The 16,785-nt window shown below is 48.5% G+C and carries 12 protein-coding genes; 11 read left to right on the top strand and 1 reads right to left on the bottom strand.

Translation table 11 applies throughout. The features are described 5' to 3' along the window. Nucleotides 1-138: 138 nt before the first annotated feature. Both VFS25_RS09550 and VFS25_RS09545 read left to right on the top strand, forming a co-directional pair. Complete coding sequence (locus VFS25_RS09550; RefSeq protein WP_326461908.1) at nt 139-612, top strand: CPCC family cysteine-rich protein; 474 nt, start codon at nt 139-141, stop codon at nt 610-612. 39 nt (nt 613-651) lie between these two features. Beyond that, a complete protein-coding gene (locus tag VFS25_RS09545; RefSeq protein WP_326461907.1) occupies nt 652-1,260 on the top strand; it encodes a hypothetical protein in 609 nt (202 codons plus the stop codon). 95 nt (nt 1,261-1,355) lie between these two features. On the opposite strand, the gene VFS25_RS09540 is transcribed toward VFS25_RS09545, so the two are convergent. Next, nucleotides 1,356-1,931 (bottom strand): DUF1579 domain-containing protein, encoded by a 576-nt coding sequence (locus VFS25_RS09540; protein ID WP_326461906.1) that lies wholly within the window; start codon nt 1,929-1,931, stop codon nt 1,356-1,358. 513 nt (nt 1,932-2,444) lie between these two features. Between VFS25_RS09540 and rplK the strand changes: the two genes are divergently transcribed. The 9 genes from rplK (at nt 2,445) to VFS25_RS09495 (ending at nt 16,238) form a co-directional block, all read left to right on the top strand. After that, entirely contained in the window at nt 2,445-2,888 is a 444-nt protein-coding gene (gene rplK / locus VFS25_RS09535; protein ID WP_326461905.1) for a 50S ribosomal protein L11, read from the top strand. A 47-nt stretch (nt 2,889-2,935) separates the two neighbouring features. Continuing rightward, nucleotides 2,936-3,625 (top strand): 50S ribosomal protein L1, encoded by a 690-nt coding sequence (gene rplA, locus VFS25_RS09530; RefSeq protein ID WP_326461904.1) that lies wholly within the window; start codon nt 2,936-2,938, stop codon nt 3,623-3,625. 32 nt (nt 3,626-3,657) lie between these two features. After that, a complete protein-coding gene (gene rplJ / locus VFS25_RS09525; RefSeq protein WP_326461903.1) occupies nt 3,658-4,173 on the top strand; it encodes a 50S ribosomal protein L10 in 516 nt (171 codons plus the stop codon). Nucleotides 4,174-4,261: 88 nt separating this feature from the next. Then, nucleotides 4,262-4,636 (top strand): 50S ribosomal protein L7/L12, encoded by a 375-nt coding sequence (rplL, locus tag VFS25_RS09520; protein WP_326461902.1) that lies wholly within the window; start codon nt 4,262-4,264, stop codon nt 4,634-4,636. Between the two features lie 189 nt (nt 4,637-4,825). Next, complete coding sequence (gene rpoB / locus VFS25_RS09515) at nt 4,826-8,635, top strand: DNA-directed RNA polymerase subunit beta (protein ID WP_326461901.1); 3,810 nt, start codon at nt 4,826-4,828, stop codon at nt 8,633-8,635. A gap of 118 nt (nt 8,636-8,753) precedes the next feature. Next, nucleotides 8,754-13,049, top strand: a complete 4,296-nt coding sequence (gene rpoC / locus VFS25_RS09510) for a DNA-directed RNA polymerase subunit beta' (RefSeq protein ID WP_326461900.1) — start codon at nt 8,754-8,756, stop codon at nt 13,047-13,049. 202 nt (nt 13,050-13,251) lie between these two features. Continuing rightward, nucleotides 13,252-13,974, top strand: a complete 723-nt coding sequence (locus VFS25_RS09505) for a DUF4397 domain-containing protein (RefSeq protein ID WP_326461899.1) — start codon at nt 13,252-13,254, stop codon at nt 13,972-13,974. A 110-nt stretch (nt 13,975-14,084) separates the two neighbouring features. Then, complete coding sequence (locus VFS25_RS09500; RefSeq protein WP_326461898.1) at nt 14,085-14,714, top strand: OmpH family outer membrane protein; 630 nt, start codon at nt 14,085-14,087, stop codon at nt 14,712-14,714. 102 nt (nt 14,715-14,816) lie between these two features. After that, nucleotides 14,817-16,238 carry an APC family permease gene (locus VFS25_RS09495; RefSeq protein ID WP_326461897.1) on the top strand — a complete coding sequence of 474 codons (1,422 nt, stop codon included), beginning with the start codon at nt 14,817-14,819 and terminating at the stop codon, nt 16,236-16,238. The last annotated feature ends 547 nt before the right edge of the window (nt 16,239-16,785 follow it).

The raw sequence follows: 16,785 nt of genomic DNA, 5'->3' as shown, positions 1-16,785 counted from the left end.
AGAGCTTGTGAATAAGAGAAAGGCAGAATTACTGGACCTGCAGAAAAAGTTTTTTACCGGTGAATTGCTGATGAAAAGCTAAGACACTAACATGTATAGGCATACTGCAAATAGAATGGGCATTATACAGATGAAGTTATGATAACGCTAACAAGGCAAGAAGCACTAACATTATTATCATTACATTATTTGCTGTCCCTTACAGATAACGAACGGGAAAATATTCTTTTGGATATGGTAGAGGACTTTGATGAAAGCGAGGTAGCTGCTGCAGCTTATAATGAACATATTTTAGCCTATTATAAGGAGATCAGCATTGGAGTGAAAAATATTTTCCTGGAGCGTGAAATTGAGAGAGTGGTTAGGGCAGCGGTAAAGGTAGAGGGAGAGGAAGAAAATTTATATAAGTGTCCGTGTTGCGGGTTTAAAACGCTTAAAACAAAAGGGGAGTACGAGATTTGCAGGGTTTGCAAGTGGGAGGATGACGGCAATACAGATCCTGGTCATTATAGTAGCGTAAACAGGAAAACATTGGAGGAAGCTATCAACATTTTTAACGAGCAGCGAAAGGCTCACCCTGCAGAAAAAAAATATGGCATTTTTAATGAATAACAGCGTCGTGCGGAATGCAGCGTTATAATGTGCAGAACAATGTATAACAAAATACTGCAATTATTAAGTACATCCCCTAAAGAACGGTTGTTAGTGATGCAGGGCGGGAAAGATAAGATGCTTGCATTATGGGCTTTTGAAAAGGAGTTTTCTAAAACTTTGCAGGAAGCATTGTTAAATGAAAATGCTCAGGATGATTATGGGCCTGCATCGCAATACTTTATTAGTACCACCATTACGGATCTGGTTAAAAAGCCGTCTGACCTGGTGTCTGCTATTGTTGAATTTCGCCGGAAAAACATAGCGCATCAATTTTTGCAGCAGTACATGCGGCACGAGAAGGTGAGTGAGGCGATTTTACTTGCGCTGGCGGCAGATAAAGGGATATTTAAAAAGCTGCCTGCTGGAATGGAGTGGACAGAAGTACCTATAATAACATGGGCTAAAATGTATTTGAAGAATGATTCTGGATTGCTAGATGTAGACCAACTGTTGCCTTTAGGGATAGATGCTAATAAAAGTACTTCGGAGTACCTATTATCCTGGGCTTTTGAAGAGAAGCGGTTAACCCCCGCGGCCGTGGAAATTTTTAAGGAAAGATTTCCAAAGAAATATGAGCATTTGAAGTTGATTATGAAAAGCCGGTAATGGGAAGATTTGCAGTTTAACCTATTAAAGTCAATAAAGGTCTGATATAACCCAGCCTCGCTTATCCGCCAGGATAAGCGAGGCTGCCGCGCAGGCTACTTCCGCGTAAATGTAATTTCCATGTTCTTCACTTCCTTGCCGTCCACAACGGTGTACATTTCCATTTGCTGGGTATTATCATCTACCCATTTAAAAACTTCCTTCACGTCATAATCTTTGCCGGTAATGGGGTCAAAGGCTTTACCGGTAAAATTAATAGCCTGGCTGGCTTCGTCCCATTGGCCTTCCATGTGCATAATGCCCGTACCCATATTGTCTACCCAGGAGCTTACAAATACCTTTTTGGCATTGTCGTAGCCCAGGGTGCCGATCCCTTCAAACGGCATATCCATGATATTGCCGGTATGGCGGGATTCCTGGTAGCGGCCGCCCAGGATCATGTGGTTCACCGTGCTGCCGGTGCTTTTCATGGGTTCGGAATTGGGCGACATCCAGGAGGTCATGGCAAAGGTCCATTCACCGTCTGATTTGGCCAGCATTTTATGCATGTCGCCGGGAGTCATGTAATCCATCCATGCTTTTTGGGCAGCCTGTTCGTCTGCGGATTGTGCCTGTGCCGGATGGGAAAGCAGCAGGGCCAGCAGGGTGGCTGTTAACAACAGATATTTCATAAAAGGGGTATTTACTTAAAGGTACTGAAAATCAGGCGCAGCAGCCCTAAATTTACCCGGTTACGCCCCGCGCTTTACTGTAAGGTATGGTGCTTTGTAAGGTGCTGTATATTAGGATTACCTGCAAAGACCAAAAATGGAAAATGCACCAGGTAGCTGAAAACCAGGCCAGCAGGATTAGAAACAGGGGAAAACCGGAAATTATGCTTAAATTTGCTTTCCATTGGGCACTGCGATGGGGTATTTACCGCGCGCCGTTTCAAATTCTTCTCTCTCAGCAAAAATTTTCTAACAAGGGCAAAAAGTGGCGAATTGCAATAGAATTGTAAAAAATTTTTATCGTACGCAAAAAGAGTGCCTAACTTCAAAAACTTTTTGCCATAATAATTATATTAGCTACCTTTGCATCCCCTTTAAAAGGCAAAATTTAATTAAAAGGTTAAATTTTAACACCTTTTAGTTTGGGAGTTTCGCACTGCGCGGAACGTTTTCACCAAATTAAAACACACATTTATGGCAAAAGAGATTGCAACGTACGTGAAATTGCAGGTTAAAGGCGGCCAAGCCAACCCTGCACCTCCAATCGGACCTGCCTTAGGTTCCAAGGGTGTGAATATCATGGAGTTCTGCAAGCAGTTCAATGCCCGTACCCAGGATAAAATGGGAAAGGTGCTGCCTGTATTGCTGACCGTGTACACCGACAAATCCTTTGACTTCGTAATTAAAACGCCGCCCGCAGCCGTACAATTAATGGAAGCTGCCAAGTTGCAGAGTGGTTCCAAAGAGCCTAACCGTAACAAAGTAGGTAAAGTTGACTGGTCACAGATCGAGGCAATTGCCAAAGATAAAATGGCCGACCTGAACTGCTTTAAGCTGGAAAGCGCTATGACCATGGTAGCCGGTACTGCACGCAGTATGGGTATCACCGTAGAGGGTAAAGCTCCCTGGGAAAACTAATTCAGTCAACTCCCGCAAGCGGGATAATCTTTCAAACTTATTGACAAATGGCAACTAAAAAAAGAAAAGCGGCTGAAGCAAAGGTGGACAAAAACAAAGTGTACACACTGAAGGATGCTTCTGCCCTTGTAAAAGATATTAACTGTACCAAGTTCGACAGCTCTGTCGATCTGCATATCCGCTTAGGCGTTGATCCTAAGAAAGCTGACCAGGCAATCCGTGGTTCTGTAACGCTTCCCCACGGAACCGGTAAAACAAAAAGGGTGCTGGTGCTTTGCACCCCGGACAAAGAAGCCGACGCTAAAAATGCCGGCGCTGATCATGTAGGTTTAGATGAATTTATCCAGAAGATCGAAGCCGGCTGGACGGATATAGACGTAATTGTTGCTACCCCGTCTGTAATGCCTAAGATCGGTAAGCTGGGTAAAATCCTGGGCCCCCGCAACCTGATGCCCAACCCGAAAACCGGCACCGTTACCAATGATGTAGCTGCTGCTGTAAACGAGGTAAAGGGTGGTAAAATCACCTTTAAGGTAGATAAAGCTGGTATCATCCACGCTTCTATAGGCCGTGTTTCCTTTGCACCGGAAAAAATTGAGCAAAACTCCCAGGAGCTGATCAATGCCATCGTAAAGCTGAAACCGTCCACTGCTAAGGGTACTTACCTGAAAGGGTTGTCTATGGCCAGCACCATGAGCCCGGGCATCATCATAGATACTAAATCTGTTCAAATCTAATCCGTTCCCTGACGGGTGCAAACCAAAAAGCAATGAACAAAGATCAAAAGAATGAAGCAATTGAACTGCTGAAAGGCAAGTTCGCTCAATATAACAACTTCTACATCACCAATACCGAGTCGCTGACCGTAGAGCAGGTGAACAAGTTAAGAAGGGTATGCTTTGACAAGCAGGTGGAAATGAAGGTGGCTAAGAACACCCTCATCCGCAAAGCCCTGGAGTCACTGGATAACGAGAAGTACAGCGGTGTGTACGACGCCCTGAACGGGGTTACCGCCCTGCTGTTCTCCGACAGCCCGAAAGATCCGGCCGTTATCATCTCTACCTTCCGCAAGGAGAGCAATGGCGACAAGCCTGTGCTGAAAGCCGCATTTGTAGGCGAAGAGATCTACAGCGGCGACAGCCAGCTGGCTAACCTGGTGAAAATCAAGACCAAGAACGAGCTTATCGGCGAAGTTATTGGCCTGCTGCAATCTCCCGCCAGCCGCGTAATTTCTGCTTTGCTGGAAAAAGCAAAGAAGGAAGAAGCAGGCGCACCGGCAGAATAATGTGCACATCAATTCCGGCTTCCAAGTCACTATATAAACACTCAGTGTAAAACAACATTTAAAAAATTATTTAAAAACATTATACAAAATGGCAGACGTAAAAGCATTGGCCGAACAATTAGTAGGCTTAACTGTTAAGGAAGTACAAGAACTGGCTGACGTACTGAAAACCGAGTACGGTATTGAACCTGCTGCTGCTGCAGTAGTTGTTTCCGGCGATGGTGGCGGTGGCGCTGCTGCTGCTGAAGAAAAAACTTCCTTCAACGTTATCCTGAAAGCTGCTGGCGCCAGCAAGCTGAATGTGGTTAAGATCGTGAAAGATCTGACCGGTCTGGGCCTGAAAGAAGCCAAAGAACTGGTAGACGGTGCACCGAAACCAGTTAAGGAAGGCGTTAGCAAGGCTGAAGCAGAAGATCTGAAAGCTAAGCTGACTGAAGCAGGCGCTGACGTTGAGATTCAGTAATTCTTTGCTTAGTATACCTCTTTTAAGGTCAAAAGTGCTTCCGGCACTTTTGGCCTTTATCCCTTTGGGAAAGTTGTCTTTTTTAGCACCTTTTGATGGTATATTGACGAAGAAATCTTAACTTCAAGGATTTACGTTGTGAATTTTAGCTCACAATTTATACAAGTCATATAACTGCTAACTTCGAATATGTCTTTAAAACAAGCCCAAGCAAACGAAAGAGTTAATTTTGGAAAGATCAAACAAGTAACCGAAACACCGGATCTGTTGGCTATCCAAATTCAATCTTTCAAGGATTTCTTCCAGTTAGAAACCACACCAGACAAGCGGAATAACGAAGGCCTTTTCAAAGTATTCAAGGAAAACTTCCCGATTACAGATACCCGCAATATCTTCAACCTGGAGTTCCTGGACTACTTCGTAGATCCGCCGCGTTACACTATAGAAGAGTGTATTGAAAGAGGGCTTACCTACTCCGTACCGCTGAAGGCCAAGCTGCGCCTGAGCTGTAACGATGAGGAGCACGTAGACTTCCAAACCATTGTACAGGATGTGTTCTTAGGAAACATTCCCTACATGACCCCCAGAGGTACTTTTGTAATTAACGGCGCCGAGCGCGTGGTAGTATCACAGCTCCACCGTTCCCCGGGTGTATTCTTCGGACAATCCATACACCCCAACGGCACCAAAATATACTCTGCCAGGGTGATCCCCTTCAAGGGCGCCTGGATGGAGTTTGCAACGGACATCAACAACGTGATGTACGCCTATATAGACCGTAAGAAGAAATTCCCGGTTACCACCCTGTTACGTGCCATCGGCTACGAAACAGATAAAGACATCCTGCAGCTGTTTGGCATGGCGGATGAGGTTAAAGCAGACAAGAAAAGTCTTGATAAATATGCCGGCAAAAAGCTGGCTGCCCGTGTGTTAAGAAGCTGGGTAGAAGACTTTGTGGATGAAGACACCGGTGAGGTAGTAAGTATTGAGCGTAACGAGATCATGCTGGAGCGCGATAGCATCCTGGATGAAGCCAATATTGAAACCATTGTGGATATGGGTGTGAAAAGCGTGTTTGTGCAGAAGGAAGAGGTAAGCGGCGATTTCTCCATTATCTACAATACATTAAATAAGGACACATCTAACTCCGAGCTGGAAGCCGTTCAGCACATCTACCGCCAGCTGCGCGGTGCCGATGCGCCGGACGACGAAACCGCAAGGGGTATCATTGATAAATTATTCTTCTCCGATAAACGTTACGACCTGGGCGATGTAGGCCGCTACAAAATCAACCGTAAGCTTGGCCTGGCTACCAGCCTGGATATGAAGGTGCTCACCAAAGAGGACATTATCGCCATCATCAAATACCTGGTACAGCTAACCAACGGTAAAGCGGAGATAGACGATATTGACCACCTGAGCAACCGCCGTGTACGTACCGTAGGCGAACAGCTGTACGCCCAGTTCGGCGTTGGTTTGGCCCGTATGGCCCGTACCATCCGCGAACGTATGAACGTGCGCGACAACGAGGTGTTTACCCCGGTAGACCTGATCAATGCAAGAACCCTTTCTTCCGTGATCAACTCTTTCTTTGGTACCTCCCAGCTGTCACAGTTCCTGGACCAGACCAACCCACTGTCCGAGATCACGCATAAACGCCGTATCTCTGCGCTGGGCCCCGGCGGTTTGAGCCGTGAAAGAGCGGGCTTTGAGGTGCGCGACGTACACTACAGCCACTACGGCCGCCTGTGTACCATTGAAACACCGGAAGGCCCGAACATCGGCCTTATCTCTACCCTGTGCGTACACGCCAAGGTAAATGATATGGGCTTTATTGAAACCCCGTACCGCAAAGTGCAGGGTGGCAAGGTAGAAATGAACAAAGTTGAGTTCCTGAGCGCTGAAGAGGAAGATACCGTGAAGATAGCCCAGGCCAACGCACAGCTGGATGAGAAAGGCAACTTTGTAAATGATAAGGTAAAATCCCGCGAAACCGGTGATTTCCCCATCCTGGACAGGGAAGAGGTAGAATATATGGACGTTGCGCCGAACCAGATCGTGGGTTTGAGCGCCTCCCTGATCCCCTTCCTGGAACATGATGATGCCAACCGTGCATTGATGGGATCCAACATGCAACGCCAGGCCGTACCGCTGATTGCGCCGGAAGTACCCATTGTAGGTACCGGCCTTGAAGCAAAAGCAGCCCGCGACAGCCGCCTGCAGATCACTGCAGAAGGCAAAGGCGTGGTAGAGTTTGTAGATGCCAACGAAATACATGTACGCTACGAGCGTGATGAGATGCAGAAGCTGGTGAGCTTTGAAGACGATCTGAAAATATACCGTCTTACCAAGTTCGTTAAAACCAACCAGAGCACCTGTATCAACCTGCGCCCCTGCGTTAAGAAAGGACAGCGCCTGGAAGAAGGCGACTTCCTGACCGAAGGCTATGCTACCCGTGGTGGTGAGCTGGCCCTGGGCCGTAACCTGAAAGTGGCTTTCATGCCCTGGAAAGGTTACAACTTTGAGGATGCCATCGTGATCTCCGAGCGCGTGGCACGCGAAGACCTGTTCACTTCCATCCATATCGACGAATATGAGCTGGAAGTACGCGATACCAAGCTGGGTGAGGAAGAGCTGACGCCGGATATTCCGAACGTGAGCGAAGAAGCTACCAAAGACCTGGATCAGAACGGTATTATCCGCGTAGGCGCCCATATTAAAGAAGGCGACATCCTGATTGGTAAGATCACCCCCCGCGGTGAGTCGGACCCGTCACCGGAAGAAAAACTGCTGCGCGCCATATTCGGCGACAAGGCATCTGATGCGAAAGACGCTTCCCTGAAAGCGCCCCCGAGCACAGAAGGTGTGGTAATTGACAAAAAACTGTTCAGCCGCGCCAAAAAAGATAAGAACTCCAAGACCCGCGAAAAAGCGGCCCTGGAAAAACTGGAAAAAGTACACCAGAAGAATGAGGAAGACCTGCTGGAAGTGCTGATGAGCAAGCTGCTGGTGCTGCTGAAGGATAAAACATCTGCCGGCATTACCAACACCTACGGTGAGGTGCTGATCTCCAAAGGCTCCAAGTTCTCCCAGAAGAACCTGGCCAATGTAGATTTCCAGAACGTGAACCCGCTGGGCTGGACCACGGACGACACGACCAATGACCAGATCAACATGCTGCTGCATAACTACAACATCAAGTACAATGAAGAGCTGGGCCGCTACAAGCGCGAGAAGTTCAACATTTCCATTGGTGATGAGCTGCCGGCAGGCGTGCTGAAACTGGCAAAGGTGTACCTGGCCAGCAAGCGTAAGCTGAAAGTGGGTGATAAAATGGCGGGCCGCCATGGTAACAAGGGTATTGTAGCCAAGATTGTGCGTGATGAAGACATGCCTTTCCTGGACGACGGTACACCGGTTGATATTGTACTGAACCCGCTGGGCGTACCTTCCCGTATGAACCTGGGCCAGATATACGAAACCGTACTGGGCTGGGCCGGCCTGAAGCTGGGCGTGCGCTTTGCCACCCCCATCTTTGACGGCGCCACTACAGAGGAAATTGCCGACTATATTGGAAAAGCCGGGTTACCGAGCTTTGGCCATACTTACCTGCACGACGGTGAAACCGGCGAGCGCTTCCACCAGAAAGCTACCGTAGGCGTGATATACATGCTGAAACTGAGCCACATGGTTGATGATAAAATGCACGCCCGTTCCATTGGCCCGTACAGCCTCATTACACAGCAGCCGCTGGGTGGTAAGGCGCAGTTTGGTGGTCAGCGTTTTGGTGAAATGGAAGTGTGGGCGCTGGAAGCATACGGTGCATCCAACATCCTGCAGGAGCTGCTTACCATCAAGTCCGATGACATTGTAGGCCGTGCAAAAGCTTACGAAGCCATTGTGAAGGGCGATAACATACCGAAAGCCGGTGTGCCCGAGTCCTTCAACGTATTGATCCATGAGCTGCGCGGTCTGGGTCTGGACCTGAAGTTTGAATAAAGCTTTTAGCTATTGGCTGCCGGTGAATGCCGGCAGCCAGTAGCATCTTGATACTTTCGGAAAAAAATTTGCGCCAATAGCCAACAGCTAAAGGCTAACAGCTAAAAGCTAAATAAAGATGGCCATTAAGAAAGAAAATCGTCCTAAATCTAATTTTAGCAGCATTACCATAAGCCTGGCCTCCCCGGATGCTATCCTGGAGCGCTCTTATGGCGAAGTGCTGAAACCGGAAACCATCAACTACCGTACATACAAGCCGGAGCGTGATGGTCTTTTCTGTGAAAGGATATTTGGCCCTGTAAAGGACTATGAATGCTATTGCGGAAAATATAAGCGTATCCGTTATAAGGGTATTGTGTGCGACCGCTGTGGTGTGGAAGTAACGGAAAAGAAAGTACGCCGTGAGAGAATGGGCCACATCCGCCTGGTGGTGCCCGTTGTGCATATATGGTACTTCAAATCCCTGCCTAATAAAATAGGCTACCTGCTGGGTATGTCGTCCAAAAAGCTGGAAACCATTGTATACTATGAAAGGTACGTGGTAATACAACCGGGCGCCAAGCAGGAAAAAGGCATGAACTACGGCGACCTGCTGACTGAAGAAGAATACCTGGATATACTGGACACCCTGCCCAAGGACAACCAGCTGTTGCCGGATGAAGATCCCAACAAGTTTATTGCCCGCATGGGTGCGGAAGCGATAGAAATGATGCTGGCCCGCATTGACCTGGACGGCCTTTCCTATCAGCTGCGTAACCAGGCTGCTACTGAAACTTCACAGCAACGTAAGGCAGAGGCCCTGAAACGTTTGAGCGTAGTGGAAGCTTTCCGCGATGCCAACGGCCGCGTAGAAAACCGCCCGGAATGGATGGTGATGCAGTACATCCCTGTTGTTCCGCCGGAGCTGCGCCCCCTGGTGCCCCTGGATGGCGGCCGTTTTGCATCATCTGATCTGAACGACCTGTACCGCCGGGTAATTATCCGTAACAACCGTCTGAAAAGACTGATAGAGATCAAGGCGCCTGAGGTGATCCTGCGTAACGAAAAACGTATGCTGCAGGAAGCCGTAGACTCCCTGTTCGATAACTCCCGCAAATCCAACGCGGTGAAGGCAGAAGGCGGCCGCGCCCTGAAATCGCTCTCCGATGTGCTGAAAGGCAAGCAGGGCCGCTTCCGTCAGAACCTGTTAGGTAAACGTGTGGACTACTCCGGCCGTTCCGTTATTGTGGTAGGCCCCGAGCTGAAGCTGCACGAGTGTGGTTTGCCCAAGGATATGGCGGCCGAGCTGTTTAAACCGTTCATCATCCGCAAGCTGATAGAAAGAGGTATTGTTAAAACCGTTAAATCAGCTAAAAAGCTGGTTGACCGTAAGGAAGCCGTGGTTTGGGACATCCTGGAAAACGTGCTGAAAGGTCACCCGGTAATGCTGAACCGCGCCCCCACGCTGCACCGCCTGTCTATCCAGGCCTTCCAGCCCAAGCTGGTGGAAGGTAAGGCTATACAGCTGCACCCGCTGGTATGTAGCGCGTTCAACGCCGACTTTGACGGTGACCAGATGGCGGTACACGTGCCTTTGAGCAACGCTGCCATACTGGAAGCACAGCTGCTGATGCTGTCATCCCACAACATTCTGAACCCGCAGAACGGTACGCCTATCACGCTGCCGTCGCAGGACATGGTGTTGGGGCTGTACTATATTACCAAGGGCAGAAAATCTACCGAAACAGAGAAAGTGGCAGGCGAAGGCCGCGCATTTTATTCTGCCGAGGAAGTGATCATAGCTCACAACGAAGGCAAGGCAGACCTGCATGCGCACATCCGCGTAAAAGCGATGGTGCGTAATAACAAGGGCGAGCTGGAAAACAAGCTGATAGAAACCACGGTAGGCCGTGTGATCTTTAACCAGTTTGTACCCAAGGAAGCCGGTTATGTAAATGCCCTGCTGACCAAGAAATCCCTGCGTGAGATCATTGGCGACATTATCAAATACACCGATATACCGAAAACGGCCAAGTTCCTGGATGATATTAAGCAGCTGGGCTTCCGTACGGCATTCCGCGGTGGTTTGTCGTTCAACATCAATGACCTTATTATCCCTGAAGTGAAGCAGCACATGATCGACGGCGCTGCCTCCGAAGTGGATGAAGTGTGGGATAACTACAACATGGGTCTGATCACCAACAACGAACGTTATAACCAGATCATTGATATATGGTCACGCGTGGACACCAAGGTAACGGAAACGCTGATACGCGAGCTGGCAACAGATAAGCAGGGCTTTAACTCTGTGTACATGATGCTGGACTCCGGCGCCCGTGGTTCCAAGCAGCAGATCAAGCAGCTGGCAGGTTTGAGAGGATTGATGGCCAAGCCGCGTAAGAGTGGCTCTACCGGCTCTGAGATCATTGAAAACCCCATCCTGTCTAACTTTAAAGATGGTCTGAACGTATTGGAATACTTCATCTCTACGCACGGTGCACGTAAAGGTCTGGCAGATACCGCGTTGAAAACTGCGGATGCCGGTTACCTCACCCGCCGTTTGGTAGACGTGGCGCAAGACGTAGTGATCACGGAGGAGGATTGCGGTACCCTGCGTGGGATTGCCACCACTGCCCTGAAGGATAACGAAGAAGTGGTAGAACCGCTGTTTGACCGCATCCTGGGCAGAACTTCCCTGCACGACGTATTTGACCCGCACAGCGATGAGCTGATCGTAGCTGCCGGCGAAGAGATCACGGAAGATATTGCACACCGTATAGAAGAAAGCGCCATAGAAACCGTAGAGATCCGCTCTGTGCTTACCTGCGAAAGCCGCAGGGGCGTGTGCGTGAAATGTTACGGTAAAAACCTGGCCACTGGTTACCTGGCCCAGCGTGGTGATGCCGTAGGTATCATTGCCGCCCAGTCCATCGGTGAACCGGGTACACAGCTTACACTGCGTACCTTCCACGTGGGTGGTGTGGCCGGCTCTACCTCCGTAGAGTCTGCGCTGACAGCCAAGTTTGACGGTACCGTACAATTCGATGGCCTGCGTACCACCACCTACGAAAACAACGAAGGTGAAAAGGTACAGGTGGTTATTGGCCGTACCGGTGAGCTGCGTATCATGGACGTGAAGAACGACCGCCTGCTGATCACCAACAACATCCCTTATGGTTCTACCCTGCTGGTAAAAGACGGGCAAAAGGTAGTGAAGGGAGATGTGATCTGCACCTGGGACCCGTTCAACGCCGTTATCGTGTCCGAAATTGCCGGTTCCGTGCGTTTCGACAGCATTATAGAAGGTATCACCTTCCGTGAAGAAGCTGACGAGCAAACCGGTCACCGCGAGAAAGTGGTAATTGAAACCAAGGATAAGAACAAGATCCCGTCTATCATAATAGAAGGTAATAAAGAGGTTAAATCTTACAACCTGCCGGTAGGCTCCCACATTGTAATTGATGAGGGTGAAACCGTAAGGGCCGGCCAGGTAATTGTAAAGATACCGCGCGTGCTGGGTAAGCTGCGTGATATTACCGGTGGTTTGCCGCGTGTAACCGAGCTGTTTGAAGCCCGTAACCCGAGCAACCCTGCCATTGTATCTGAAATAGATGGTGTGGTAACCTTCGGTAACATTAAACGTGGTAACCGTGAAATCGTGATCGAAAGCCGCGAAAGCCAGGTGAAAAAATACCTGGTGCCTTTAACCCGCCACATCCTGGTACAGGACGGCGACTTTGTGAAGGCAGGCACCGCCCTTTCCGACGGTTCCATTACCCCGGCCGACATCCTTTCCATCAAAGGTCCGTTTGCCGTACAGGAATACCTGGTGAACGAAATACAGGAAGTGTATCGTTTACAGGGTGTGAAGATCAACGACAAGCATATTGAGGTGATCGTTCGCCAGATGATGCGTAAGGTAACCATTGAGGATCCGGGAGATACCCGCTTCCTGGAAGGTGATACCACTGACAAGTTTGAATTCTTTGAAGAGAACGATAATATTTTCGACAAGAAAGTAGTAACCGAAGCAGGCGAATCTGCCAACCTGAAAGCAGGCCAGATTGTAACCCTGCGCCAGGTGCGGGAAGAAAACTCGCTGCTGCGCCGTGCAGACAAAAAGCTGGTAGAATACCGCGATGCCAATCCGGCTACCTCCAGCCCGCTGCTGCTGGGTATTACCAAAGCGTCGCTGGGTACACACAGCTGGATCTCTGCCGCGTCCTTCCAGGAAACAACCAAAGTACTGTCATCTGCAGCCATCAACGGTAAAACAGATGATATGCTTGGCCTGAAAGAGAACGTGATCACAGGTCACCTGATCCCGGCCGGTACCGGTTTACGCGAGTTTGAAAACATGATCGTAGGCTCCAAAGAAGAATACGATATACTGTCATCTTCCAAAGAGGTGTTCCAGTTCGACGAAGAAGAATAAACGCATACGGTATAAAAAAGGAAAGTCCCGCTGTAACAGGCGGGACTTTTTTTGTTAGTGGTAATTGCATTAAAACGTGTTACTTTGCGTTCAGGACGGTTATTACGAATGAAACGTCGTAGCCTGTCCCGGCAAGCCGGGAGTAAGTTCCATCCCGAAGCATCAGGACAGGTACTGGCTGCTGGAAAAATGAAATTAACAGATGAAAAAATGGATACGCCCGGCGCTGATCATATGCCTGTTGGCAGTGGCCGTAGCCTGTAGCAAAGACAGTGACTCAGACCTGCCGGACACACATTCCGGTGTACGCGTTTTTCAGATGGTGCCGGATGCCAACGCCCGGTTTGATTTTAAGCTGGACACCATTACACTGGGCAGTAACCTGGGATATGGGGAAAACACCGGCGCCTACAAACAGTTCCGCGCAGAGAAACATAACTTTTACATATACCCGGCCGGCAGCAGCACGCCTATAATGGGAGGGGAGCTTACGTTGCGCAACGGCTACAATCTTTCCGCTTACCTTACAGTAGACCACCTGGACACCCTGCGCCTGCTGGTAACCCAGGACGACCTTACGCCGCCCACCGGACCTGGTAATGCCCACATTAAATACATTAACCTGTGCGATACTTATGTAAAAGTGCCTAACAGCACCCGCACGCAACCGCTGGCCCTTGATTTTTATTTTGATTACGCGGACCGGGACTCTTTACTCGTGTACCGGTCCGTGGGCTTTGCCAATATTACGGATGTACGGGAAATACTGGCTACCAGCTACAAGGTGAACTTTAATTTCCGCGATTCCTCCCTGGTGCTGCAAACCGCGCAGATGAAGCTGGACTCCGGAAAGGTATATACCCTCGTAACGACCGGCAATGCTAACGATGCCACTTTTAAAATGTGGACATTCCAGAATAACTAACGCCTTAATAAAAAGTTAAATAAACGAAAGAACTCTGCTTTTTAGCTTATTTTAGCCCTTCATACTAAAACCAAAAGTTTCATCGGAGTTCAAAAAATCCATTTATCGACATGCGTAATGTTCAACAAACAGTGAAAAACGGATGCCTTATTATTTTAGTGACCGGCTTATTTGCGGCTTGCGGACAAAGTGGAAAAACTGCAAATAATGCAAATAACACCGCTGCCTCAACCGCTGCCAACGCCGGCAAAGCAGGCGATGGCGGCCTCCGGATAGCCTATGTAGACCTGGATTCCGTGGAAGCCCGTTACGAATACTTTAAAGAGAAAAAAGCAGAGCTGGAAAAAAGACAGCAGGCCATTGATAATGAGCTGAAAGCCAACGTGCGCGCGCTGCAGAACGAAGCAGCCGATTTTCAGCGCCGGGCCAATGCCAACCAGCTCACCCAATCTGAAGGCGAAGCTGCGCAACGCTCCCTTATGGAAAAGCAGCAGCAGCTGGAGGCTAAACGCCAGAACCTTTCCCAGCAATATATGGAGCAGGAAGCCAAGTTTAACGAAGACCTGCAAAAGCGGCTGGACAACTTTCTGAAAACCTTTAATGCAGACAAAAAATACTCATTCATTTTCTCGTACCGTGCAGGCGCCAGCAATATCCTTTACAAGGATGAAGCCCTGGACATTACCGCCCCGGTAATTGAAGGGCTGAACAAAGCCAGCGACGCAAAAACTAATGAATAATTAAAAATTAAGAATTAATAATTAATAAATTTGACTATAGGTGTATTGAGTGCATGAGGCCTTAATTATTAATTATTCATTCTTAATTATTCATTATCCCGTATGAGTGAAAATCAACAAGCATCTTTCAAGCCCAGCTTAAGCTTACTGGATGCCACTATGATAGTTGCCGGTTCCATGATTGGATCCGGCATTTTTTTGGTATCTGCCGAAATAGCGCGCAGCGTGGGATCTGCCGGCTGGTTCACCGTAATGTGGGTGCTGGCCGGTATTGTAACCATGATAGCGGCGGTGAGCTACGGCGAGTTGTCGGGCATGTACCCCCGCGCCGGCGGACAGTATGTTTACCTGCGCGAAGCCTATAACCCTTTTGTTGCCTTCCTGTTTGGCTGGACCCAGTTCAGCGTAATACAAACCGGCACCATTGCTGCCGTAGCCGTGGCCTTTGCCAAGTTTACCGCCTACCTGGTACCTGGCGTTGGCGAACAGCATATACTACTGGATGCGGGTTTTGTAAAAATATCCGCCGCGCAGGTAGTGGCGGTGATTTCCATTATCCTGCTTACTTACATTAATACCAGGGGCATACGTAATGGCAAGATCATACAAACCGTGTTTACGCTGGCCAAGCTGCTATCGCTGTTTGGGCTGATCCTGTTTGGTTTTGCTATTGGCGCCAAAGCGGAAATATGGAACGCCAACTGGGAAAACGCCTGGGCTACTATGTCAATGCAGCAGGTGGATGGCCAAACCGTTACCACCATGCTTACCGGTATGGCGGTGCTGGGCGCTATTGCCGTATCAATGAAAGGCTCCCTGTTCTCCAGCGATGCCTGGAATAATGTAACCTTTATTGCAGCGGAGATCAAAAACCCGCAAAAAAACATTGGCCGTTCCCTGTTCCTGGGCACCCTGATTGTTACTATTATTTACGTAAGCGCTAACCTCATGTACCTGGCGGTGTTGCCCCTGCATGACATTGCATTTGCCGCCAACGACCGCGTAGGAGTGGCTGCTGCGGAAAGCATATTTGGCAGCAGCGGATCCAAGATTATAGCGGTAATGATCATGATCTCCACCTTTGGCTGTAATAACGGGTTAATACTTTCAGGAGCCCGTATTTATTACACCATGGCCCAGGATGGGCTGTTCTTTAAACAGGCCGCTGAAATGAACCGTTACAGCGTACCCGCCAAAGGGCTATGGATTCAGTGTTTATGGGCATCGCTGCTATGCCTTACCGGGCGTTATGGCGATTTGCTGGCGCTGGTGATATTCGGAGTGCTGATCTTTTATGTGCTTACCATACTGGGTATTTTTATACTGCGTAAAAAGCAGCCGGCTGCACCGCGCCCCTATAAAGCATTTGGCTACCCGGTGCTGCCTATGGTGTATATTATAGTGGCTGTGGCGCTGGCTTTGCTGCTGCTGGTATTTGAAGCCAATTATACCTTGCCTGGTTTGGGTATCATCTTATTGGGTATTCCGTTATACTACTGGGCAATGCGTAAAAAGCAGGCGTAAACATTATTGTTAATAACTTGTTATTGATGGTTAGCAGGGGCTATGGGGTGCATAAGCTGCTGCTAACCATTCTTTTTGGGGTGAAAGTCAACAAAACTAACATGAGAGTTGTAGGGGAATGCCCAAAATTTCCTGCTCACTGCGGTATTTTTTACAGTGGAGTGTGTTAATTTGCACATACAACGTTCTTGGAACCGAAACACAGATAGCGTGAGTAACCCTGTTAGTTAGTGTAACACGTATGAAAAGAAAACCCGTTGGCTGCTTTAGAGGTGCTATTGTTTAGGGCAGTGAATCCTATACGCGGGATATGTCTTATCATAACAGGTCTTCATAAAAAAAAGAAAACTATAGGCGCCGGTATAACGTATGCCTTTTTACTGTTCAGGCATAGTTAGCGGTGTTGTATAACACAAAAAATCATTTAACTTATAACTAGGTGGTTAAAAAAACGTGAAGGTATTTTAGCCCCAAGATAACCATTAAAAGCCTACACGATTTGCATTCTCGAACATTCACATGACAATCTTTTACAATAAGCGTAAGG

Source organism: Chitinophaga sp. (assembly GCF_035761305.1).
GTDB lineage: Bacteria > Bacteroidota > Bacteroidia > Chitinophagales > Chitinophagaceae > Chitinophaga.
This window is presented reverse-complemented; position numbering and strand designations above follow the sequence as displayed.